Source organism: Ruegeria sp. O6, assembly GCF_056535045.1.
The window spans coordinates 210,536-230,060 of the sequence record NZ_JBQERM010000005.1 but is presented as its reverse complement, the minus strand read 5'-3'; the positions used below and the strand labels follow the sequence as shown (position 1 = coordinate 230,060).

Sequence of the window (19,525 nt, the reverse complement as noted above, 5' to 3'; positions counted from 1 at the left end):
GACTTGTGTTTGCAGCTCGCGACTGGGATGTTTGCGAATATTCGAAAGGGATTGAACGACGCGAACAGCTAGGGCAACCTTAAAGGCATAGCTTGTACCACAGCGGAATTCTGGATGGAGCGGCGCCTAGCAGCCATTCTTGTTGCCGACCTGGTCGATTTTTCGCGCCTCATGCACGAGGACGAGGCTGGCATTCTTGCCCGGCTCGAGGCGCTCGACACAGGTATCATCACGCCATTGGTCGAACGCCACGGGGGACGGATCGTCAAGCGGATGGGCGACGGCTATCTGATCGAGTTTGCCAGCGTCGTAGATGCGGTGAACTGCGCTTTGGACTGGCAGGACCGGATAAGGCCTCGCGCGGACGAGCCGGACGCCCTGCAATTTCGGATCGGGATAAACCTGGGTGATATCGTTGTCAGGGACGACGATATTTTCGGAGATGGCATCAACGTAGCCGCGCGGCTGGAATCCATCGCTGAGCCGGGTTCGGTGCTGGTATCGCGCACGGTCGTCGATCATGCCAGCGGCAAGCTTGAGGCGGCGTTCGGCGATCTGGGCGACAAGACGCTGAAAAACATCCCCGAGCCTGTCCGTGTTTATCGTGCCACAAGACGCACCGAACCAACCGTCGTTCGGCCATCCCGCGGGCGCTACGGTAAAGCAAGCGCGGTCATAGCCGCGCTTTTTGGCCTTCTGGCCATCAGTGCTGGAGCGGCGTACTGGCTTCAATCCCGTCCGGTGAAGGTCGAAGCGGCCTCGATCGAAGCGATGGCATTGCCGTTACCCGACAAGGCCTCGGTTGCGGTTCTGCCGTTTGACAATCTCAGCGGCGAGTCCCAACAGGAACCTCTGGCCGACGGGATAACCGAGGATCTGATCACCGACCTGTCGAAAGTTTCGGGCTTGTTCGTCATCGCGCGCAATTCGACCTTCATTTACAAGCGCAAGTCGGTGAGCATCAAAGACGTCGCCGAAACCCTGGGCGTGCAATACGTGCTCGAAGGCAGCGTGCGGCGCTCGGGCACCACATTGCGCGTCAACGCTCAGTTGATTGACGCCACCACCGGCAACCACGTCTGGGCTGACCGCTTCGACGGCGACGCCTCGGATGTTTTTGCGGCACAGGACGCGTTTGTACTGAAGATCATCAACGCGCTGAAGGTTGAACTGACCGACGACGAACTCGAGGAGGTGAACCGGGCCGATACTAAAGTCGTCGCCGCCCGCGAGGCATTTCAACGTGGCTGGGAGTTGATGTCGAACTTCAACGAACGCGACAATGCCCGAGCTGTGGATCATTTCGAAAGGGCGATTGAAATTGATCCCGACTATGGCCGTGCCCATGCCGCACTGGCGCTGGCCTTTCAACGAGATGGCGTGTTCCGGTGGAACCAGAAAATTCGCGGTAACTCCCGCGCCCACCTCTATACCGTTCTGATCCCCGATCATCTTGAAAAAGCCGGCGACAGAGGCGGGTCGATGGTGCACATTATTCGCGCCATGCGGCAGCTTAACTTCCGTGACCAGAACACTGGCGAAACTGGCGCCGCGCGCTCGGCAAAGGCCATCGAAGAAGCGGCCAGGGCGATCGAGCTTGGCCCAAATGACCCCGAGGCGCATGTCACTATGGCCTGGGCGCTAATCGCTTCGGGCAATCCCGAGCAGGGTCTAGACGAGATTGCGATTGCCAAGCGGCTTGACCCCAGTGTGCCCGCCAATGTCGTTTTTGTCGAGGCAGCTGCGTATTATGCGTTAGGGCAGTTGCACAGGGCAGCCGAAATTCTGGACGAGGCGACTGCCAGAACGAAAAAGTCGCTGAACCTGATCATCACCGCGGCGTCGATTCACGCGCAGTTGGGCGACCGCCGGAAAGCCGACGACCTGATGTATGCCTGGGCGCGCGACAAGGATCGGCTGGCGCTTGCCGAAAACTATCTGCTGCCGATGCAGTGGGACGGTGATCACGAGGAACTAAACCGCAAGATGGCCGACGGGTTGAAACTCGCAGCGCTCAGGCCAACCACTACCGTGACATCCCTACTGGAAGACCTCAAGACGCAGGAAGGACCAGCGCAAATCGAAACGCTGCGGATGTTGGGCTGGTTCGGTCCCCAGGCGGCCAGCGCGGTCTCTGATCTGCTCGGTGTTCTTGAAACTGGCGGTAAGCGCGCGCGCCGCGAGGTCGTAATCACGCTCGGAAAGATCGGCGCGCCAGCCAGTGCAGCTTTGCCAGCGCTGGAGGCCGTCACTGAGGAGCCCATAATAGGGCTTCGTGCCAAGAGGGCGATCACGCGCATCTCAGGCGAGTAGAAAGCTGACTCCTAGCCCTGCTGGGAAAGGCGCGCACGGTCAGATTCAGGCCGGCTATCCGCCCGGGGATGACCTCGCGGGCGCAGACGTTGCCGATCCTGGCACAGGTCTCGTAATCGCGCCCTGTGGCCATTCCATACAGGAACCCCGCGGCGAATTGGTCTCCGGCACCGGTTGCGTCTACGGGGACGATCCTCTTGACCGGCACGTCGATGCGCGCGCCTCCGTTCAGGACGGTCACGCCGTCACCCGAGCGCGCGCAAGGTTTTTCATTCCAGAAGGCTATCAGGGGCAAGTTCCCCGGAAACGTGATTGAAAAGACCATAGGATCATCAAGATGTGGATCACCCAATGCTCGGCTTCAAATCCTTTGCATCCGCAACGCTGGATGGCATTCAAGTAGCGCAGATGATCAGGATGGGCGAGTAGGGAGTCGGAATATGCCCATTCAACCAGTTTTCGAAGTTCGGCGACCAAGCACTGAACCTGCCACTCCCCTTCATTTTTCAAAGAAGTTTGAGACAAATTCCCCCGACATTAGCCGGGTTCAAGGCAAACGATGACGGACAATTTGGTGTTGTCGGTGAAAGCGGCTCAGGGAAGTCAACGGTCGCGCGGTTAATCAGCGGACTTTACGCGTTAGATGGCGGAGAAGTTGAGTTCGCCGGTACAGTCGTGAGCAATCCGTTGGACAAGACTGCACAAGCGAATTTTCGTCGCGACATTCAGATGATTTTTCAAGACCCTTACTCATCTCTTAATCCGCGTATGAAAGTGTTGGATCTCATTGCTGAACCCATCCGTCACCACAAAATTCTGGGAGGCGATGAGTTGACGAAACGTGTGCATGAACTCTTGGATCAAGTTGGACTTGGCGCCGCAGCGGCCGGAAAATTCCCTCACGAGTTTTCAGGGGGACAACGCCAGCGGATTTCGATAGCGCGGGCACTGGCGACACAGCCACGCTTTTTGATCTGCGACGAACCTACTTCTGCGCTGGATGTTTCTATTCAAGCACAGATCCTCAATATCCTGAAAGATCTGCAGCAGCACCTTGGCCTGACAATGCTGTTTATCAGCCACGACCTTCCTGTTGTGCGCCAGATGTGTGACCGCGTCGCAGTTATGCAATCTGGCCGTATTCTTGAAGTACAGGAAACCGCAGAGTTGTTTACCAATCCCCAGACCTCATACACAGAGGAACTGCTTTTTCTGATGCCTCATCTTGAAGGGTTGTCGGAAGAAGGTCTCGAATTCTGATGATTAAATTCTATGGATACAACACTGTAAATGCTCTGAAGGTTCTGATGATGCTATTGGAAACAAAGCTCGAATACGAGTTTGTTCCAATCGATATCAGAAAAGGAGAACAGCACCGGCCTGAGTTCCTGAGGTTGAACCCGGCCGGTAGAACGCCGGTCATAGATGACGGTGGATTTGTACTCACTGAATCCAACGCCATTCTTTTGTATCTCGCTCGAAAAACCGGATGGGGACTTGTCGAAACGCCGACGGGTTTGGACGAGATTAATTCTTGGTTGTTCTACCAGTCTTCGTCTCAAGGGCCCTACTTTGGTCAGGTTGAGTATTGGTCTGGTCTTGCAGAAAACCCCAACCCAGAGGCGCTTGCGTTGTATAACTCAATTGCTAATCGTTCTATCGCGTATCTGGACAGCATATTGGATGACCAGCAGTACCTTTGCGGCAATTCTTACAGTGTTGCAGATATTGCCTTGTTCCCTTGGATTAATGACCACAACCATCTCTGCCTTTCACTTGAGAATGCACCGAATGTTACACGTTGGACGGAGCATATTAAGGCAAAGCCTGCGACGGCAATGGCGTGCGAATTCTTCGGGTGCGACGCGTTATTTCAATCCAAAAGGAAAACGTGACAAAACAGCAGGATTTTAGGAATGGAATTGGTCCGCCGCCGAATATCACGGCAACTTCGCACGTATACTCTGCCTCCGACACTCCCTCGTTCTTGCAGGTGTGATTTTCGTATTCTTCGGCCGCGGGTTGAACAGACGCGCCGGGTGGTAATCTCACCGAAAATTTGGGGCGTTTAGAAGTAGGTTTTTACGGATGAATGAGGTGACTCTGATGAAGAAATCAAAGCACGGCGACGCTCAGCTCCCCGCGTGTAGCCGCTGATTAATCTTTCACTACGATAGCCCCCTTCATATGCGGGTGAAACACGCAGAAATAGGCATAAACCCCGGGTTTGTCGAATACCACGGCTGCCTTTTCGTTCCGCTCTAGCGGCCCGGTGTCCCAATCTTGCATCTCTTGTTCCGTTGCGGTGTGAGGCGCGATGTCCAGATTGGTCCAGATCACCTCATCACCGACCGAAACTTCGAGTTTCTCAGGCGCGAACTTGAATTTGCGAATAGAAATCTGATGGCTGGTTGCCCCGGCGGACGCACCCAATGCGCCAGCCAGAAGAGTAAGCGGTGCCGCACCCAGTACGGCACCAAACTTTCTGCGTGACAGTACAGCCATCAGCCGCAATCCAGCCCAGACACCATCTGTTCGGCGTGGCCTTCATGCTGTTTGAATGTGGCAAGAGCATCCTGCAGCAGGTTCGTGAGCGGCTCAACGGTGGTGTTGGGGATGAACTCGTCCTCAACCGTTTTGTTCACGATCTGATGATAAGCGAGCTCATTCTGAGCGTAGGCGCAATCAAAGGCTTTACCGCGCAGCCCGCTCAGCTCATCGCGTTTCTCGACCGAACCTTTAACCAGGGCCTGGCTGAGGGCGTTGTCCTGGGGCGTTACATTCAGTTGTTGGATCAACGCCCCTGCAGCTTGGTTCACGGCCGCATGATCACGGATCATTGTGTTCGCAAAATCCCGAACGTCGTTATTGTCGGACACAGCAAGAGCAAGATGCGCATAGCGGATGTCGATTTCACCGGCAGTATACGCTGTATGCGCGATTTCAAGATCGTTCATCTTGTTCTCATCTGCAACAGCAGCATAGCCGACGACGACAAGAGCAGCAGAAAGGAAAACGGTTTTCATCTGGAATCTCCAAAGTTGATTGAAGCCCTGATATGCGTACAGTTTGCCTTGTCTTTGAATTACCTGCCGTCCAGAAGACATGCCCTATCGTTCGAACATGTAGACAGATATCGAACTCTTGGTAATATCAGCAACCATGCTTGATCTGCTAAGTGATATTCTGACCCGCCTGTCGCTCAAGGGGACACTGTATTTCCGCACCAGCCTTAGCGAACAGCCCTGGGGGATCCAGGTGCCGGCGTTTCAGAACGTGGCCCGGTTCCACTATGTACATCGCGGTGAGTGCGTAGTGCGCGTCGCAGGAGAAGATCGGGCGCTACGCCTTACCAAAGGCGATCTTATCCTGGTTCCACACGGGGCGGCACATACGTTGAATTGTCGTGTTTCGGGCCCGGAAGACGCCTTGCCGCTGGATGACGTGCTGGAAAGGTCCGGCTATGATGGTAAGGGTGTTCTGGTGTATGGCGGCAACGACCCCAACATGGAGAACCAGCTGATTTGTGGTCATTTTTCACTAGCCGAAGGATCAAGGCATCTGTTGCTTGACCGATTGCCGCCAAGCATTGTCATCCGGGATTATGGCGCCGAGGCCAGCGATTGGCTGGAAGCGACGTTGCGCGTGATAGGGTCCGAGGCAGGGTTCGGCCGTTTTGGAGGTGATTTGATAGCGCTGAAGATGTCAGAGGCGATTTTTGCGCAGGCTATCCGGTGCCATATCGAAGATACCGCCAGAACAGGGGGAAAACTCGCAGGTTTCGCCGATGTTCATCTTACCCGCGCATTGACGGCGTTCCACAATGACCCGACTGCGCAGTGGAGTGTCGATTCTTTGGCCAACAGGGCGGCATTGTCTCGGACAAGTTTCGCAATGCGGTTTTCCGAGAAGCTTGGGATCACACCGATGCAATATGTGACTGCATGGCGTATGCAGATTGCCCGCAGCGCGTTGGTAGAGAAAGGTGTCAGTGTTGCCGAGGCCGCGGATCTGAGTGGGTATTCCTCGGAAGCAGCGTTCAGTCGCGCGTTCAAGAAAGAGATCGGGCAACCGCCTGCCAGATTTCGAACCTCTGCGTTACCCACTCAGGTCTGAACGATCTGCAATGTTGCCGGGTATGCATTCATTCCAACGACAGTGCTCAAAAGTACCTGTTGCTGAGGAGCACATTTTTCCGTCGCAAAACAACGGAGAAGAAAGTTTCCGCTTTTTGCCGCCAAAGATATATCCGCCCTTATCGATAATCCCGCCGCCATCGCCATGATGGTGCCTCCTTTTGTTCTCGGACTGGGCGTTTTCAACCTCTGTCTGACGTCAGACAGACTATTCGAGCGCGACCATTTCCTGCCTGCTTTCTGGGTCTTTTCCCATCAACCTGAAATACTCTTTCGGCCCTTCTGACACTTTTCCAGAACCCATCTTGTTCGGTGACTTTTCTCTGAGCCAGAACAGTCGCTTCCTTGGGGTCTTTCGTTTGGAGAGAAAATCGAGTTCGTTTCGATTGCTTAGCTTGGGGTAGTGCTTTCGAACGTCTTGGGGAACACGCCTACGAAATTACCAAACACCATTGGAGTTCTTTTGTTCAATGTATCTAGCCATGATCAGAATCGCTTCTGCTGCAAAGATGATTAGAGGCATTGCGTCACCTCTTGTGTCACCTTTACAGGTTTGAACTTTCCGCTAAGCTCTTGTGATTTATATATTTTTGAGGAAAAGATGGTGCCCAGGAGAGGACTCGAACCTCCACGTCCATACGGACACTAGCACCTGAAGCTAGCGCGTCTACCAATTCCGCCACCTGGGCAGGTGTCGTGGAGCGGCGTTTAAGCTGACTGGCGGGGGGCGTCAACCGGATTCTGAATGAATTTTGAAAGTTTTTTGAATTCGGTTTTCGAACTGAGATTTTGGCCTGAGTATTTCATGACCGGCGCGGCGAATTAGTGCCTTGTTTGGCTGGCCTGCGAGCGTTAGTTCTAGAGCGCAATTTCTCAGCAGGAGCCCTCTCATGTCGAAACTGGTGACGATTTATGGCGGATCGGGATTTGTCGGTCGCTACATCGCGCGACGCATGGCGAGTGAGGGGTGGCGTGTGCGGGTGGCTGTACGACGCCCGAACGAAGCCATGTTCGTGAAACCCTACGGCGCCGTCGGACAGGTTGAGCCTGTGCTGTGCAATATCCGCGATGTCGCCTCGGTCGCGCTGGCGATGCAGAGCGCCGATGTCGTGGTGAACTGTGTGGGTGTGCTGAATGAACTGGGCAAGAACGCGTTTGATGCCGTTCAAGCCGAAGGAGCCGAACGTATCGCGCGGCTTGCAGCCGAGCAGGGTATCGAACGGATGGTTCACATCTCGGCGATTGGTGTAGATGCAGGTTCAGCCAGCGAGTACTCTCAAACCAAAGCGCAAGGCGAAGCAGGTGTTTTGAAGCATATGCCCAATGCCATGATCCTGCGCCCCTCGGTTATCTTCGGAACCGAGGATCAGTTCTTCAACCGTTTCGCCGGGATGACCCGCATGGGTCCGTTCCTGCCAGTGGTTGGTGCCGAGACCAAATTCCAGCCCGTTTACGTGGATGACGTGGCCCAGGCAGCGGTCAAAGGCATTCTGGGGCAGGCTGAGCCGGGCGTGTACGAGCTTGGCGGGCCGGAGGTGAAAACCTTCCGCGCCCTGATGCAGCAGATGCTTGAAGTGATCCACCGTCGGCGCATCGTTGTCGGTCTGCCGTTCTTTGCTGCCCGGATTATGGCGGGCGTGCTGGATATTGCGAAATTCGTCAGCTTCCAACTGTTCCCGAACAACATTCTGACCCGCGATCAGGTCAGGAATCTGCACCATGACAATGTGGTATCTGACGGGGCCAAGTCCTTTGCGGATCTTGGCATTGCGCCGACCACTCTGGAATCGGTCCTGCCGGAATACCTGTGGAAATTCCGCCCCTCGGGTCAGTATGACGACATTCAGAACTCGGCCAAAAACCTGCGTATCTGATCAGCTGTAGGCCATGATCAAAAGGATCACGCCAAGAATGACGCGGTAGATGACGTAGGGCGTGAAACTGACGCTGCGCAGAAGCCGCATCATCAGGCTGAGCGCCAGCAGCGCCGAAAGAAAGGCAAACAGCGCCGCAATAGCCCCATCCCGGGCCAGTTGCATATCGGCGTCGCGCACGGCATCCAATGCCAGCAGTGTGCCCGACGCTAGGATTGTCGGGATCGACATCAACATCGCGATCCGAGCGCCGTCTGCTCGGGTATAACCCAGTTGACGGGCCCCTGTAATGGTGATCCCGGACCGCGATGTTCCGGGGATCAGCGCAAGAACCTGCCACAGTCCCATGACGAAAGCATCGCGAATACCCCAGTCGTTCGCCTCTTTCGTCTGGGGACCTTTCTGGTCGATCCAATAAAGCAGCAGGCCAAAGCCCAGCATTGTCCACCCGATTACAGTGATCGAACGCATGGCCTCGCTTAACCCGGTCAGATGCAGGATCAGACCTGCAATCACGGTTGGAAGTGTCGCAATGATCAGACCAAGAGCCAAACGGGCCTGCGGTGTATCTGTCCGGCCGGTCAGGGCGCGCGGCACCCCGGCAAGAGCCTGCTTCACATCCGCCCAGAAATACAGAACGACCGCACCAAGAGTTCCCACGTGCACCGCGATGTCTATGGCCTGACCCTGATCCTGAAGGCCCGACAAGTTCGGCAGCAGGATCAGGTGACCCGAAGACGAAATGGGCAAAAACTCAGTTATTCCCTGAATGATTGCCACGAGAATCAGGTGGAAAAGACTCATCTGCCCTGCCGTGCTGCCGCCACGTTTTTTATGTGGTGTATGGCTATAAGGGTGGTGGGGAAAAGGAAAGTCTTCATATAGGTCCGAATCGTACCTAAAATTCCTTTAAGAATTCACAGATTTCGAGTGGGTGGGTGGAAAATTCTCACAATAGGTCAGCATATATGACTTTTCATCCGTTTGCGCATCGCATAAAGAAATCCAACCAAGCCAATTCATGGAGTCTGACCCGTGGCCAAGCAACCGATGCTGAAATTTGTGCAGATCGACCGCGTCATGCCGGAAAAGCGTGCCGCCAATGACCGCAGAGAAGACTTTAACGAAATTTATGCCGAGTTCGCTGCCGAGAAAGCAGCAGAACAGGCCAGCCGTTGCAGTCAATGCGGTGTGCCCTACTGTCAATCGCACTGCCCGCTGCATAACAACATTCCCGACTGGTTGCGGCTGACTGCAACCGGACGGCTGGAAGAGGCTTACGAAACCAGCCAGGCGACAAACACCTTCCCCGAGATTTGCGGCCGCATCTGCCCGCAAGACCGTTTGTGCGAAGGAAATTGCGTGATCGAACAATCCGGCCACGGAACGGTCACCATCGGCACGATCGAAAAGTACATTACCGACACGGCGTGGGACAAAGGCTGGGTCAAACCAGTGGTCCCTGCGACAGAGCGCCGTGAAAGCGTCGGCATTATCGGTGGCGGGCCGGGTGGTCTTGCCGCGGCGGACATGCTGCGTCGGGCCGGTGTTCAGGTCACGGTCTATGACCGCTACGACCGTGCGGGTGGTCTGCTGATGTATGGCATTCCGGGCTTCAAGCTGGAAAAAGAAATCGTCCAGCGGCGTAACGACCTGTTGGCGGACGGCGGTGTCGAGTTCGTATTGAACTGCGACGTGGACGCCGCAAAATTCGCTGAAATTCACGCAAAGCATGACGCCATCATCATCGCAACGGGCGTTTACAAGTCGAGGGATCTGTCCATGCCGGGCAGTGGTCTTGCCGGGATCGAGAAGGCAATCGATTTCCTGACCGCATCAAACCGTAAAAGCTTTGGTGACACTGTTGAGGATTTCGACAACGGACGGCTGAATGCCGAGGGCAAAAAGGTTGTCGTGATCGGTGGTGGTGACACCGCGATGGATTGTGTACGCACGTCGATCCGTCAGGGCGCGACGTCAGTCAAATGCCTGTACCGTCGTGACCGGGCAAACATGCCGGGTTCGCAGCGCGAAACACAGAACGCCGAGGAAGAAGGCGTAGTATTCGAATGGCTCAGTGCGCCCAAGGGATTCACAGGTGACGACAAGGTTTCCGGCGTGATCGTGCAGAAGATGCGTCTGGGGCAACCCGATGCATCTGGTCGCCAGGCCCCCGAAGTGATCGAAGGCGCGGACTATGTCGAGGACGCCGATCTGGTGATCAAGGCGCTGGGTTTTGAACCCGAAGACCTGCCCACCCTGTTCGGGCAGCCCAACCTGCCCGTCACCCGATGGGGAACGGTCAGGGCAGCATTCCAGACTGGGGAAACCGAAATGGAAGGTGTGTACGCGATCGGGGACATTGTGCGCGGTGCCTCACTGGTCGTATGGGCGATCCGTGACGGGCGCGACTGCGCCGACGCGATCATCGACCGGTTCAACGCCAGGGCAGCCTTCGCGGCGGAATAACCCCAGCTTTCAGGAGGGTTCGAAATGTCGGAACTTCAAGGCCAATGCATGTGTGGTGCGGTCACAGTAACAGCTACACCAGCGCGGGATGCGCTGGGGGCGTGTCACTGTGACCAATGCCGTCGGTGGACGAGCTCGATGCTGGTGACGTTTCAGGCGAAAGAGGGCTATGCCGCGCTGGGTCCGGTCAAGACATTTACTTCGTCCGACTGGGCAGAACGTGCCTTTTGCGGTGAATGCGGATCCTCGCTTTGGTATCGGATCACGCTGCCGGGTGAGATGCACGGTCAGACACAAATGGCGGCTGGCCTGTTCGAAAACGCAACAGGTAACCCGCTGAAACTTGAACTTTATATCGACAAAAAGCCCGAGGGATACGCGTTCGCAGGTGAACGTCGGCAAATGACCAAAGCCGAGGTCGAAGCCATGTATTCCCCCTCTGACGAAGGAGACAGCCAATGACCAAATATGATGCCGATTGGGTGCGGGCAGAAGAAGCAAAACGCAAGTGGATGGCCGAAAATGGTCTCTATTCCGAGGCAGAAGAGCATTCTTCGTGCGGTGTAGGCCTCGTTGTGTCCGTGGATGGCAAACGGTCGCGCAAGGTGGTGGATGCCGGGATCGATGCCCTGAAAGCGATCTGGCATCGTGGAGCCGTGGACGCGGATGGCAAGACCGGCGATGGCGCGGGCATCCATGTGCAGATTCCGGTTCCCTTCTTCTATGATCAGGTCCGCCGCACCGGTCACGAACCCAAGCTGAATGAGCTGATTGCTGTTGGTCAGGTTTTCCTGCCCCGCACCGATTTCGGCGCGCAGGAGCGGTGCCGGACCATCGTCGAAAGCGAAGTTCTGCGTATGGGTTACTACATCTATGGCTGGCGACACGTGCCGGTCGATGTGACTTGCCTTGGGGAAAAGGCCAACGCAACCCGCCCCGAGATTGAGCAGATCCTGATCTCGAACTCCAAGGGTGTGGACGAAGAAACTTTCGAGCGCGAGCTCTATGTCATCCGCCGCCGCATCGAAAAAGCGGCTTTGGTGTCGGGTATCTCTGGTCTTTATCTTGCGTCGCTGTCCTGCCGGTCGATCATCTACAAGGGTATGATGCTGGCCGAACAGGTCGCTGTATTCTATCCCGATCTCATGGACGAACGCTTTGAATCGGCATTCGCGATTTACCACCAGCGTTATTCGACCAACACGTTTCCGCAATGGTGGCTGGCGCAGCCATTCCGCATGCTGGCCCACAACGGCGAGATCAACACCCTCAAGGGCAACGTCAACTGGATGAAAAGCCATGAGATCCGGATGGCCAGCGGAACCTTTGGTGACTATGCTGAAGATATCAAGCCAATCATCGCAGGTGGTTCGTCAGATTCTGCCGCATTAGACTCGGTTTTCGAGGTTCTGGTTCGCGCAGGACGGTCGGCCCCGATGGCGAAAACCATGCTGGTTCCGGAAAGCTGGTCCAAGCAGGCGGTCGAACTTCCGCAAGCGTGGCGCGACATGTATTCCTACTGCAACTCGGTGATGGAGCCATGGGATGGCCCGGCCGCGCTGGCGATGACGGATGGGCGCTGGGTCTGCGCCGGCCTGGACCGGAATGGGCTGCGCCCCATGCGGTACGTTGTGACTGGCGATGGCCTTGTCATCGCAGGATCCGAGGCCGGAATGGTGCCGATCAACGAAGCTACCGTGACCGAAAAAGGCGCGTTGGGGCCGGGTCAGATGCTGGCGGTCGACATGAAAAAGGGCAAGCTGTACCGCGATACCCAAATCAAGAACAAACTGGCCCGCGCGTTGCCATTTGGCGAATGGGTTGGCAAGATAAACGATCTGGACGAAACGCTTGCGGGTGTGGCCGAAGCGCCGATCTTTGCGGGTGGCGAGTTGCGAAAGCGCCAGATTGCTGCGGGATACTCGGTGGAAGAGCTGGAACAAATCCTTGCTCCGATGGCGGAAGACGGCAAGGAAGCCTTGGCATCGATGGGTGATGATACGCCCTCGGCTGTCTTGTCAAAACAATACCGCCCGCTCAGCCATTTTTTCCGTCAGAACTTCAGCCAGGTGACCAACCCGCCGATCGACAGCTTGCGTGAATACCGCGTGATGTCGCTGAAAACCCGGTTTGCCAACCTCAAGAACGTGCTGGACGAAGACAGCAGCCAGACCGAGATCGTGGTTCTGGAAAGCCCCTTTGTCGGTAACGCGCAATGGGACAAGCTGGTTGAGAACTTCGATGCGCCGCTGGCGGAAATCGACTGTAGCTTCGAGGCTGGTCAAGGCGCATTAAGCGCGGCTTTGACCCGTATCAGAGCCGAATCCGAAGAGGCGGTGCGATCCGGTGCCGGGCATATCGTCTTGTCTGATATGCGGTCGGGCGAGGATCGGATTGCGATACCAATGATCCTCGCGACCAGCGCTGTGCATTCCCATTTGACGCGTCAGGGTTTGCGGACCTTCTGTTCGTTGAACGTCCGTTCGGCTGAATGTGTAGACCCGCATTACTTTGCCGTTCTGATCGGCTGTGGCGCGACTGTGGTGAACGCCTATCTGGCCGAGGATTCTTTGGCTGACCGTATCGACCGCGGTTTGCTGGACGGAAGCCTGACCGAAAACGTCGCGCGCTATCGCGAGGCGATCGATCAGGGCTTGCTGAAGATCATGGCCAAGATGGGTATCTCGGTCATTTCATCCTATCGCGGTGGTCTGAACTTTGAGGCCGTTGGCCTCAGCCGTGCCATGGTGGCCGAGTATTTCCCTGGAATGACCAGCCGTATCTCGGGCATAGGTATCAAAGGTATTCAGGCCAAGGCCGAGGAAATTCATGCCAAGGGCTGGAACAGCGGTCTGGATGTGCTGCCCATCGGTGGTTTCTATAAGGCGCGTAAGTCAGGTGAGACACACGCGTGGGAAGCGACCTCGATGCATATGATGCAGATGGCCTGCAACAAGGCTTCGTATGAGCTGTGGAAGCAGTATTCGGCCAAGATGCAGTCGAACCCGCCAATTCATCTGCGCGATCTGATGGATTTCAAACCGCTGGGCAAGCCGGTGCCGATCGAAGAGGTGGAATCGATCACCTCGATCCGCAAACGCTTTGTCACGCCAGGTATGTCGCTGGGTGCATTGTCGCCAGAAGCGCATAAAACACTGAACGTGGCGATGAACCGGATCGGTGCGAAGTCCGACAGTGGCGAAGGTGGCGAAGACCCGGCACATTTCGTGCCTGAACCCAACGGCGACAACCCTTCGGCCAAGATCAAACAGGTGGCTTCGGGCCGGTTTGGTGTGACTGCGGAATACCTCAACCAGTGTGAGGAGCTTGAGATCAAGGTCGCTCAGGGTGCAAAACCCGGCGAAGGTGGTCAGTTGCCGGGTATGAAGGTTACCGACCTGATCGCGCGCCTGCGCCATTCGACCAAGGGCGTGACACTGATCTCGCCGCCGCCGCACCACGATATCTATTCGATCGAGGATCTGGCGCAGCTGATCTACGACCTGAAGCAGATCAACCCGCGCTGCAAGGTGACGGTCAAGCTGGTTGCGTCCTCGGGCGTTGGCACAATTGCTGCTGGTGTGGCCAAGGCGAAAGCGGATATTATCCTTATTTCGGGTCACAATGGCGGTACAGGCGCGTCGCCTGCGACCTCGATCAAGTATGCCGGCCTGCCGTGGGAGATGGGCCTGACCGAGGCGCATCAGGTTCTGGCGATGAACAACCTGCGCGACCGCGTCACCCTGCGGACCGACGGTGGCCTGCGCACGGGGCGCGACATTGTCATGGCCGCGATGATGGGGGCCGAGGAATTCGGCATCGGTACCGCTGCGCTGATCGCCATGGGCTGTATCATGGTGCGTCAGTGTCAGTCGAACACCTGTCCGGTGGGCGTGTGTACGCAGGATGAATCCCTGCGCGCCAAGTTCACCGGTAATGCGGACAAGGTGGTAAACCTGATCACCTTTTATGCGCAGGAAGTGCGAGAGTTGCTGGCCAGCCTCGGCGCGCGATCAATCGACGAGATCATCGGCCGAGCCGACCTGTTGGCTCAGGTCAGCCGGGGATCGGCTCATCTGGATGATCTGGACCTCAACCCGCTACTGATCACTGTCGATGGGGCACATAACATCGTCTACAACCGCGACAAAGAGCGCAATGCGGTGCCGGATACGCTGGACGCCGAAATTGTTCGTGATGCGGCCCGGTTCCTGAAGGATGGTGAAAAGATGCAGCTGTCTTATGCAGTGCAGAACACACACCGGACCGTTGGAACCCGAGTGTCCAGCCATATTGTGCAGAATTTCGGGATGCGGAACACCTTTCAGGACGACCATCTGCATGTGAAACTGCAGGGCTCGGCCGGGCAATCGCTGGGAGCTTTTGCGGCCCCCGGTCTGAAGCTGGAAGTGTCGGGCGATGCCAATGACTATGTCGGTAAGGGCCTGTCCGGCGGTATGATCGTCGTGCGTCCACCGCAGGTCAGCCCGCTGAAAGCAGATGACAACACGATCATTGGCAATACTGTGCTCTATGGCGCCACCGACGGGTATCTGTTCGCGGCCGGTCGCGCCGGTGAACGGTTCGCGGTCCGGAACTCTGGTGCCAAGGTTGTTGTCGAGGGGTGCGGTTCCAACGGGTGTGAATACATGACCGGCGGTGTCGCCGTTATCCTTGGAACGATCGGAGCCAACTTTGGCGCGGGCATGACAGGCGGCATGGCCTATCTGTATGATCCCGAAGGCAAGGCTGAGGCGCTGATGAATAGGGAAACGCTGGTCACTTGCCCGGTCACTGTGGATCACTGGGAAGAGCAGTTGAAATCGCTCATCATGCGCCATGCTGCTGAATCGCAAAGCCGCAAGGCCACTGACATTCTTCAGCACTGGGAAGTGGAAAAAGGCAACTTCCTGCAGGTTTGCCCGAAGGAGATGCTGAACAAGCTCAGCCACCCGCTGAGTGTTGAAGCCAAAGCAGTTCCGGCGGAATAAGCCGAAACCTATTGTCTCTAAAAGCCCCGCGTGTCATTTGCACCACGCGGGGTTCGTATGTTAACGACGTTTCAGTGCAGGTCTTGCCCGTTTATCCGAAAATCGCCAATCTTTCTTCACACTCAGGCGACAATCATGGGCCGATCTAGGCGCCAGATGATAAGCAAACAGGGGCAACCGGATGCCAACACCGTATCAGGATCAGTTTTATACTTTCGATCCAGCAAACCCGCCACCTGCGGGAACGGCAGTCACTGTTAGCAGCTTCACTTTGATCGATGCAGACGATGACAACGAAATCGATGCACCGAGCGGCGACACCGTCAACGGTCAGGACGTCACGAATTCCTGGCCAGGGGACACTGTTACCATCAACGTGGCGGGCGTCGGGAACGTAACCTATACCGGCACCACGTTTTATCTGGCTGACGGATCTCGGGTTTTCACACCGACAGACGGCCAGGTCCTGCAGCCGGGAACATTTGTTTCAGCCACCTTCGTCAACACACAGGGGCCGCTGAATGTCGGCAATCTGGGTCCGCCCTGTTTCACGCCGGGCACCATGATAGCGACCCCGGAAGGCGAACGTGCGGTTGAAGATCTTGAAGTCGGCGATCTGGTCACGACCGTGGATCATGGCCCCCAGCCTTTGATCTGGGTTGGGCGTACAGTGGTGGCGGCCGAAGGAAAGCTGGCCCCGATCCGGTTTGAGGCCGGAGTGTTTGACCTGGATCGTCCGCTGCTTGTTTCGCCTCAGCATCGGATGCTGGTTGAAGACTGGCGGGCCTCGTACTTGTCTGGGCACGCTGAAGCGCTGATTCCGGCACATGCTCTGGTCAATGGAAAAACGGTGACCCGGGTGGAAGGCGGCGAGGTGGAGTATTTCCACCTTTTGTTCAAGCAGCACGAGATCGTCATCGCCAATGGCGCCAAAAGCGAAAGCTATTATCCGGGGCACGCGTTGTCGGCCTCGGACCGCGAAACGCAGAGCGAGGTCCTGCACTTGTTCCCTGAACTGGCAGGTCATGATCCGATGTCGGTAGAAACCGCACGACCGGTTGTTCACCCGCGCGAAGCGCGCGCTTTCGCGATTTAGGCCGTTTCAAACCCGGACCGCGCGTCGTATAGCTGAGGCATGGCGAAGAAAGCAGCCCGCAAATCAAGCGGTAAGAAAAACAAGGCATCCAGCAGAAAAACACCTACGGTGCGTCAGATTCGCCGTTGGCTGACTCGTGCGGTTGCGGCAATTGCCGGAGCTTTGCTTGCGATAATCCTGTTGTATTCGGTTGTGAACCCACCCGTAACCCATACGATCTGGTCGGAATGGCGCCGTTTGGGAAAGGTTGAGCGCGAATGGGTGCCGATCGAGGACATGGCTCCGATCATGGCGCGTTCGGTCGTGGCAGCAGAGGATGCAAATTTCTGCCTGCACTGGGGATTTGACGTAGAGGCCATTCGCGATGCGCTTGAGGATGGCGGGAATCGCGGCGCCTCGACGATTACACAGCAAGTTGTGAAGAACGTATTTCTTTGGCAAGGGCGCAGTTGGATACGCAAGGTGTTGGAAACTTCGATCACACCTGTGGTCGAGATTTTCTGGAGCAAGCAGCGAATTCTCGAGGTCTATCTGAACGTTGCCGAAACCGGGAATGGTGTTTTTGGGGTCGAGGCTGCCGCGCAACGGTATTTCAACACCAGCGCCTCAAAACTGACCCCAGTTCAGGCGGCGCGGATTGCCGCCATTCTGCCGTCACCGCGCAACAGATCGGTCACTGACCCGACGGCGCAAACGCGCAGGCGGGCGGCATCTATTCTGGATGGGGCGGCCACCATCCGCGCAGATGGTCGCGCAGATTGTTTCGAGGATTGAAACCCGTCGCCTGCCAAGGCTAAATCTGTCGGGTACTCACTGGTTCGATTGGAAGCCCATGGCGCGTCTGTTTCATGTTCCCCTCTCTCCATATTGCCGCAAGGTTCGGCTGTCTCTGGCGGAAAAGAAGATCGAGGTTGAGCTTGTCGAAGAGCGATACTGGGAACAGGACCCCGACTTTTTGCGCCGTAACCCCGCGGGTAAAGTACCAGTATTGCGTCTGGACGGACAAATGATGTCGGAAAGCGCAGCGATCTGCGAATACATCGAAGAAACCCGTCCCGAACCGCCATTGATGCCAAAAAGCCCCGAAGCCCGATACGAAGTGCGGCGCCTTGTTGGTTGGTTTGACGACAAATTCCACCATGAGGTGACGTCGAAGCTGCTGTACGAACGGGTAAACAAAAAAGTGACGGGTCAGGGCTATCCGGACAGCAAGAACGTCAAACAGGGTGCCAAGGCCATCAAGTACCACCTGGATTATATGGCATGGCTGCTGGATCACCGCCGGTGGTTGGCCGGTGACCAGATGACATTGGCTGATTTCGCAGCAGCGGCGCATCTGTCTTCGCTGGACTATATCTCGGACGTGGATTGGAACCGCAGTCAGGTGGTCAAGGATTGGTATGCGAAAATCAAATCACGCCCTGCGTTTCGCTCTATTCTGGCGGATCAGGTGCCGGGTTTCCGGCCGCCGCCCCATTACGCTGATCTGGATTTCTGATAGGGTGCGCCAGGGGGGCTGTCTGCCCCCCATCGCGCAGATGCGCGATTCCCCCCGAGGATATTTTTGGCCAGATGAAGAGCGGATCTGATTTGAAGGAAAAGCTGGTACAACAGGCCCTTGAAGAAGGGTTTGTTGCGTGCCGTGTCTGCCGCCCGTGGGATGTTCCAGAAGTTCCCGAGCGTTTGGCCGCGTACCTGGGTGCCGGGTATCATGGGCAGATGGGATGGATGGCCGAACGAACGCATTGGCGCGGTGATCCTGCAGCCCTTTGGCCCGAGGCGCGATCAGTGATCATGCTGGCCGAGAGTTACACGCCGGAACATGACCCGACAGACGTCTTGAAGCAACGCGGCCACGGGGCGATTTCTGTCTATGCGCAGAACAAAGACTATCATGATCTGGTCAAAAAGCGACTGAAGCGTCTGGCGCGGTGGCTGATTGCCGAGGCGGGCGGCGAGGTTAAGGTGTTTGTTGACACTGCACCCGTGCCAGAGAAAGCCTTGGGGCAGGCCGCCGGGTTGGGCTGGCAGGGGAAACACACAAATCTTGTCAGTCGGGAATGGGGTAATTGGGCCTTTATAGGGTCTGTTTTTTCAACATTGGATATACCCGCTGATTCTGCTGAGATTGATCGCTGCGGGTCTTGTCGGGCCTGTTTGGACAGCTGCCCCACGGACGCCTTTCCAGGCCCGTATCAATTGGATGCACGGCGGTGCATCTCCTATCTGACCATCGAACATAAAGGCCCTGTAGAGCCTGAACTTCGCGGAAAGCTGGGCAATCGAATCTACGGCTGTGATGATTGCCTGGCAGCTTGCCCGTGGAACAAGTTTGCGGTTGCCGCAAGTGACATACGCTATGCCGCGCGTGAAGATCTGGCAGCGCCTGCGCTGGAAGAGCTGGTGGCGCTTGATGATACTTCGTTCCGAGCGAAGTTCTCTGGCTCACCCATCAAACGGATTGGGCGCGACCGGTTTGTGCGCAACGTGCTTTATGCCATTGGAAACTCGGGGCGCCCGAGTTTGAAGGCTGCGGCCCAGAGATTGACAGATGACCCGGATGAAACCGTGGCCGACGCAGCGCGTTGGGCGGTGGAACAACTTTCATAATTGCCGCAAACAGGCTGGACGTGTCGGCCCCAATCG

At 56.4% G+C, this 19,525-nt stretch carries 15 protein-coding genes, 1 tRNA gene and 2 pseudogenes; 12 read left to right on the top strand and 6 right to left on the bottom strand.

Annotated elements, in window-relative coordinates; all coding sequences use genetic code 11:
- The first annotated feature begins 114 nt into the window (after nucleotides 1-114).
- On the top strand, nucleotides 115-2,313 hold the full coding sequence (locus tag ACR0DY_RS09300; RefSeq protein WP_480547236.1) for an adenylate/guanylate cyclase domain-containing protein: 2,199 nt from the start codon (nucleotides 115-117) through the stop codon (nucleotides 2,311-2,313).
- 67 nt (nucleotides 2,314-2,380) lie between these two features.
- Here the strand turns inward: ACR0DY_RS09300 and ACR0DY_RS09295 are convergent.
- A pseudogene (locus ACR0DY_RS09295) lies at nucleotides 2,381-2,575 on the bottom strand (PfkB family carbohydrate kinase); the annotation flags it as partial.
- A 254-nt stretch (nucleotides 2,576-2,829) separates the two neighbouring features.
- Between ACR0DY_RS09295 and ACR0DY_RS09290 the strand changes: the two are divergent.
- Nucleotides 2,830-3,573: an ATP-binding cassette domain-containing protein gene (locus ACR0DY_RS09290; protein WP_480484583.1), complete on the top strand. Its 744-nt coding sequence runs from the start codon at nucleotides 2,830-2,832 to the stop codon at nucleotides 3,571-3,573.
- Complete coding sequence (locus tag ACR0DY_RS09285; protein WP_480538277.1) at nucleotides 3,573-4,208, top strand: glutathione S-transferase family protein; 636 nt, start codon at nucleotides 3,573-3,575, stop codon at nucleotides 4,206-4,208. Before ACR0DY_RS09290 ends, ACR0DY_RS09285 begins: the two co-directional genes overlap by 1 nt.
- Before the next feature lie 262 nt (nucleotides 4,209-4,470).
- On the opposite strand, the gene ACR0DY_RS09280 is transcribed toward ACR0DY_RS09285, so the two are convergent.
- Nucleotides 4,471-4,818: a cupredoxin domain-containing protein gene (locus ACR0DY_RS09280; RefSeq protein ID WP_480484585.1), complete on the bottom strand. Its 348-nt coding sequence runs from the start codon at nucleotides 4,816-4,818 to the stop codon at nucleotides 4,471-4,473.
- The gene (locus ACR0DY_RS09275; protein WP_480484586.1) at nucleotides 4,818-5,339 is read right to left on the bottom strand and encodes a DUF4142 domain-containing protein; all 522 of its coding nucleotides are present in this window, start codon (nucleotides 5,337-5,339) and stop codon (nucleotides 4,818-4,820) included. The genes ACR0DY_RS09280 and ACR0DY_RS09275 overlap by 1 nt, the downstream gene beginning before the upstream one ends.
- Nucleotides 5,340-5,475: 136 nt before the next feature.
- Here ACR0DY_RS09275 and ACR0DY_RS09270 point away from each other — a divergent pair, with 136 nt between their 5' ends.
- A complete protein-coding gene (locus tag ACR0DY_RS09270; protein WP_480484587.1) occupies nucleotides 5,476-6,429 on the top strand; it encodes an AraC family transcriptional regulator in 954 nt (317 codons plus the stop codon).
- A gap of 202 nt (nucleotides 6,430-6,631) precedes the next feature.
- Here ACR0DY_RS09270 and ACR0DY_RS09265 read toward each other — a convergent pair.
- Nucleotides 6,632-6,829: pseudogene (locus tag ACR0DY_RS09265) on the bottom strand (hypothetical protein); the annotation flags it as partial.
- Between the two features lie 222 nt (nucleotides 6,830-7,051).
- A tRNA-Leu gene (locus ACR0DY_RS09260) sits at nucleotides 7,052-7,138 on the bottom strand.
- 201 nt (nucleotides 7,139-7,339) lie between these two features.
- On the opposite strand from ACR0DY_RS09260, the gene ACR0DY_RS09255 reads away from it, so the two are divergent.
- Nucleotides 7,340-8,323 carry a complex I NDUFA9 subunit family protein gene (locus tag ACR0DY_RS09255; protein ID WP_480547246.1) on the top strand — a complete coding sequence of 328 codons (984 nt, stop codon included), beginning with the start codon at nucleotides 7,340-7,342 and terminating at the stop codon, nucleotides 8,321-8,323.
- Here the strand turns inward: ACR0DY_RS09255 and ACR0DY_RS09250 are convergent, their stop codons facing one another.
- Nucleotides 8,324-9,127 (bottom strand): undecaprenyl-diphosphate phosphatase, encoded by an 804-nt coding sequence (locus tag ACR0DY_RS09250; RefSeq protein WP_480484589.1) that lies wholly within the window; start codon nucleotides 9,125-9,127, stop codon nucleotides 8,324-8,326.
- 231 nt (nucleotides 9,128-9,358) lie between these two features.
- Here ACR0DY_RS09250 and ACR0DY_RS09245 point away from each other — a divergent pair, with 231 nt between their 5' ends.
- The 7 genes from ACR0DY_RS09245 to queG all read left to right on the top strand — a co-directional run bounded on the left by ACR0DY_RS09245 (nucleotide 9,359) and on the right by queG (nucleotide 19,489).
- Nucleotides 9,359-10,792 (top strand): NAD(P)-dependent oxidoreductase, encoded by a 1,434-nt coding sequence (locus ACR0DY_RS09245; RefSeq protein WP_480547248.1) that lies wholly within the window; start codon nucleotides 9,359-9,361, stop codon nucleotides 10,790-10,792.
- Nucleotides 10,793-10,816: 24 nt separating this feature from the next.
- Complete coding sequence (locus tag ACR0DY_RS09240) at nucleotides 10,817-11,254, top strand: GFA family protein (protein ID WP_480547250.1); 438 nt, start codon at nucleotides 10,817-10,819, stop codon at nucleotides 11,252-11,254.
- Entirely contained in the window at nucleotides 11,251-15,783 is a 4,533-nt protein-coding gene (gene gltB / locus ACR0DY_RS09235; protein ID WP_480898139.1) for a glutamate synthase large subunit, read from the top strand. Before ACR0DY_RS09240 ends, gltB begins: the two co-directional genes overlap by 4 nt.
- A 181-nt stretch (nucleotides 15,784-15,964) precedes the next feature.
- On the top strand, nucleotides 15,965-16,879 hold the full coding sequence (locus tag ACR0DY_RS09230) for a Hint domain-containing protein (protein ID WP_480487081.1): 915 nt from the start codon (nucleotides 15,965-15,967) through the stop codon (nucleotides 16,877-16,879).
- A 39-nt stretch (nucleotides 16,880-16,918) separates the two neighbouring features.
- A complete protein-coding gene (gene mtgA, locus ACR0DY_RS09225; protein WP_480484594.1) occupies nucleotides 16,919-17,653 on the top strand; it encodes a monofunctional biosynthetic peptidoglycan transglycosylase in 735 nt (244 codons plus the stop codon).
- 58 nt (nucleotides 17,654-17,711) lie between these two features.
- On the top strand, nucleotides 17,712-18,377 hold the full coding sequence (gene fzlA, locus ACR0DY_RS09220) for an FtsZ-binding protein FzlA (RefSeq protein WP_267363152.1): 666 nt from the start codon (nucleotides 17,712-17,714) through the stop codon (nucleotides 18,375-18,377).
- Nucleotides 18,378-18,451: 74 nt separating this feature from the next.
- A complete protein-coding gene (queG, locus tag ACR0DY_RS09215) occupies nucleotides 18,452-19,489 on the top strand; it encodes a tRNA epoxyqueuosine(34) reductase QueG (RefSeq protein ID WP_480547254.1) in 1,038 nt (345 codons plus the stop codon).
- The last annotated feature ends 36 nt before the right edge of the window (nucleotides 19,490-19,525 follow it).

Bases quoted from the DNA above. Each gene is read 5' to 3' on its own strand.
- ACR0DY_RS09300 (WP_480547236.1), top strand. From the start codon at position 115: ATGGAGCGGCGCCTAGCAGCCATTCTTGTTGCCGACCTGGTCGATTTT.
- ACR0DY_RS09285 (WP_480538277.1), top strand. From the start codon at position 3,573: ATGATTAAATTCTATGGATACAACACTGTAAATGCTCTGAAGGTTCTG.
- ACR0DY_RS09280 (WP_480484585.1), bottom strand. From the start codon at position 4,818: ATGGCTGTACTGTCACGCAGAAAGTTTGGTGCCGTACTGGGTGCGGCA.
- ACR0DY_RS09275 (WP_480484586.1), bottom strand. From the start codon at position 5,339: ATGAAAACCGTTTTCCTTTCTGCTGCTCTTGTCGTCGTCGGCTATGCT.
- ACR0DY_RS09270 (WP_480484587.1), top strand. From the start codon at position 5,476: ATGCTTGATCTGCTAAGTGATATTCTGACCCGCCTGTCGCTCAAGGGG.
- ACR0DY_RS09255 (WP_480547246.1), top strand. From the start codon at position 7,340: ATGTCGAAACTGGTGACGATTTATGGCGGATCGGGATTTGTCGGTCGC.
- ACR0DY_RS09250 (WP_480484589.1), bottom strand. From the start codon at position 9,127: ATGAGTCTTTTCCACCTGATTCTCGTGGCAATCATTCAGGGAATAACT.
- ACR0DY_RS09240 (WP_480547250.1), top strand. From the start codon at position 10,817: ATGTCGGAACTTCAAGGCCAATGCATGTGTGGTGCGGTCACAGTAACA.
- gltB (WP_480898139.1), top strand. From the start codon at position 11,251: ATGACCAAATATGATGCCGATTGGGTGCGGGCAGAAGAAGCAAAACGC.
- ACR0DY_RS09230 (WP_480487081.1), top strand. From the start codon at position 15,965: ATGCCAACACCGTATCAGGATCAGTTTTATACTTTCGATCCAGCAAAC.
- mtgA (WP_480484594.1), top strand. From the start codon at position 16,919: ATGGCGAAGAAAGCAGCCCGCAAATCAAGCGGTAAGAAAAACAAGGCA.
- fzlA (WP_267363152.1), top strand. From the start codon at position 17,712: ATGGCGCGTCTGTTTCATGTTCCCCTCTCTCCATATTGCCGCAAGGTT.
- queG (WP_480547254.1), top strand. From the start codon at position 18,452: ATGAAGAGCGGATCTGATTTGAAGGAAAAGCTGGTACAACAGGCCCTT.